Source organism: Tunicatimonas sp., from assembly GCF_049647865.1.
Lineage (GTDB): Bacteria > Bacteroidota > Bacteroidia > Cytophagales > Cyclobacteriaceae > Tunicatimonas.
On the sequence record NZ_JBARYM010000699.1, the window covers coordinates 1 to 2,670 of the forward strand.

Genomic DNA, 2,670 nt, shown 5'->3' on the forward strand with positions numbered 1-2,670 from the left:
AATAATATAGTTAACCGGAATAGAATGGGAAGGTGGGTTTTGTAGTTTTTTATTGACTAGCGCAACCGTATTCTCTTGGTATTCAAATAAGGCAACCCCATTAGACGAATGAAAAGCAACACTATTACTTTCTAAACTGTCAGCTAAAAACTGGGTGAGCACCCCTTTCCGGACGTGGTTGGATAAAATATGATAATCAGCATTATCGCTCCAATTTCCCCAGTGAAAATTAGCGAAGCCTTCGGTGAAATCCAGATGAGTTTCGTTTCTCACCTGATAAACGGTGAGGCTTCTTTCTCTACTTTGCTCGTAATATCGAATTAGCTGTATGGTTGCTATTAGAAACAGACCAGCCACTGCTAGTGAAAGGTAGCGCAATGAACGATAATAAAACAGCGCGACGAACGCTACTATTGCAAAATATAATAACCAAGTTTGAGAAGCAGATATAAAAATATTTTCAACAGTGCTACCAGGAAGCTGCTGTACCAGCGAAACTAAAAAGTTTACTACTAAAATAAACTTCTCTAGTATCAATCCAATCCATTCTGCTAAAGCAGGAAACGAAAAACCTGCGATCAAAGTAGCTAGACCCAGGGGCAGCATAACCAGTGCTCCCGGAATCACTACGATATTAGAAACCCAGAAATACACCGGAAACTGATGAAAATAGTATAAGCTAAGCGGGAAAGTAGCAATTTGTGCCGCAATAGAAACTGCGGTAAGCTGCCACGCCCAAACAACTAATTTATTGGGTGGCTCCCACCAAGCAGAAATTCTCGGTTGTAAATAAACAATGCCAAATACCGCCAAATACGAAAGCTGAAAACCTACCGAATACATCAGATAAGGATTAACCCACAGCAGAACAAAAGCCGAGCAAGCCAGCGTATTATAGATGCTAGACTGTCTCTTTAAAGCTGACCCCACAATTACGAAAGAGAACATTACTGCCGCTCGTTGCACCGATGGCGAAAATCCGGTTAAAGCCGCGTATAGCCACAGAGTCTGTAAGCAGATTGCAGTATGAAGCAGTACTCCACCTTTCGGAAGTTGAAGCAGTGGCTTGAACAGAAAATTTACAATCAGATAAATGATGCCTACGTGCAGCCCCGAAACCGCCAATACATGCATCGCTCCGGCGGCCGAGTAAGCAGTTTGCACCTCTTTTTCTAAATGACTTTTTAGTCCTAACGTGATAGCCAAAGTGATTCCTTGCGCTCGCTTATCTTGAACGTAGTGTAGGAGTATTTCCCGACAACGACTACGCCACTCTCCCGTCCATCCTTGCCAAGCAGGAACAACCCCTGATTGAATAACTGTCCACCGATCAGCCGGAAGATACTGCTGGTGGTATACTCCCTGATAGGCCATAAACTGACGATAATCAAACTCAGCAGGATTTTTAGATGGTTTTATTTTATCTGGTAACCCCTTTACGACAATTTTATCGCCAAACTGAAGCAATTGACAACTATCTGACTTGGGTTGATAAGCTACTACCTGGCCAGATCGAGCGCATGTTTGTTTGCTGGAAGCAACTACCTGTTCTATTTCCAGCATTACTTGGAACGAATTCTTCTTAGGTTCAGGCTGGCTCACTATTTGGGCGATATAATAGTCCGCCGAATCAGCGTAGTTTAGCAAATGACCTGGACTGCGCGATTCATCATGCTGTTGGGTTCTTAAAATTCCGATTAGCACAATGGCAATACTAGCTAATCCAGCTACCCCGGGGTGATAGCGCGAAAACGTAGTTTTAGGAAGTAGAAATACGAAACTAGTGTAGCCGAGAAAAACTACGACTAACGCCATAATTATGATATTGGAATTAGCGTAAGTAGCCAACCCAATTCCCAGCATAAGAAATGGCGTAAAACGCAAAAATGGATAGGGAACCCAACGAAACATTTGATAAAGGTACGGTTGGCTAGTTTCCGTTACTGCTCTAAAAGGAGCGAACCTTTATTCTGTAAGATAATAGATACTATTCCGAAATTTACTCCGCTGCTTGACCGATCATTTCAGCATTGGTATTTGTAGATGGCTGGTAGGCAATACGACGAAAGCAAAAGTACTGTAGATTGTATTTGTTACCAGTGGATGAAGTGAAGCCCCAAATTACCTCAGTATTTCCATTAAAAATGTCATCAACTAAGTTCTGGCTGCCCTGATAAACTATGGAATTATCGAGCCGAACGATAATTTCATAATTTTCAGGATTCCAGCTAAATCGAAAGTTATGCATTTGATCATCTTCCAGATTAAACTGCTGATTGTCATTGTTCCAATACTCGGTATGATAGCTACTCCCATTCACCAAAAAAGCTACGTGGTCGCTAAATGGGTCATTCTGAAACTCATTCTGGTAGGTATCAAATTCTACTGCCACTGAGGGTGCTATAAAATTACCAGATGCGAAGTTGGAATTAAAACGCCCGTAGCCCAAAACTTCACCAAAAGTACCGAATGCTTGGAATTCACGAGGATCATTGTGAATTACAAACGTAATTCCGTCAGCACCTAAGTCATCTTTATCCCCCAGATAAATATCAAACTCTATCTCGAAGTATTCCTTTAAGTCTAATTTGCTAGTGCTGTAAGCAATCCCTTCGGCGTAGCGCTCATTGGGGGTTAATAGTATACAACCGGAAGGCATATAGTCCGCGG

General features: G+C 42.0%; 2 protein-coding genes. Both read right to left on the minus strand.

The genetic code is table 11. From position 1 onward, the window contains the following. Positions 1 to 1,911, minus strand: a 1,911-nt coding sequence (locus tag WBA23_RS20460; protein ID WP_424584138.1) for a ComEC/Rec2 family competence protein, incomplete at its 3' end; no start/stop codon positions are given. An 88-nt stretch (positions 1,912 to 1,999) separates the two neighbouring features. Then, on the minus strand, positions 2,000 to 2,670 hold a 671-nt coding region (locus WBA23_RS20465), incomplete at its 5' end, for an L-type lectin-domain containing protein (protein ID WP_424584139.1).